Origin of the sequence: Marinimicrobium sp. UBA4209 (assembly GCF_002381585.1) — a bacterium.
Classification (GTDB): domain Bacteria; phylum Pseudomonadota; class Gammaproteobacteria; order Pseudomonadales; family Cellvibrionaceae; genus Marinimicrobium; species Marinimicrobium koreense.
Genome location: NZ_DFTP01000114.1, coordinates 78,857 through 79,130, shown reverse-complemented (window position 1 = coordinate 79,130; position 274 = coordinate 78,857). Strand labels below are relative to the sequence as shown.

Genomic DNA, 274 nt, shown 5'->3' with positions numbered 1-274 from the left:
GAAGGCCGCATCCGCCGTAACCATTACTCAATTAATACTTATAGCTTTCCGGCTTAAACGGCCCTTCCACCGGCACGTCGATGTACTCGGCCTGCTGCGGGGTCAGCTTGGTGATCACGCCACCAAAACCTTCGACCATGTCTTTGGCCACTTCTTCGTCCAGCTTCTTGGGCAGTACCTTCACGTACAGGTGCTCCTTCTTCTGGTCCTTGGGCAGGTCGGCGAACTTGCGCTCGTACAGGTACATCTGTGCCAGTACCTGGTTGGCGAAGGA

Annotated in this window: 1 protein-coding gene; it reads right to left on the bottom strand. The window is 55.5% G+C overall.

Annotated elements, in window-relative coordinates:
* Window positions 1–31 precede the first annotated feature (31 nt).
* Window positions 32–274 (bottom strand): adenosylhomocysteinase (locus B3187_RS16795; protein WP_286807631.1); only part of this gene is annotated, 243 nt, incomplete at its 5' end.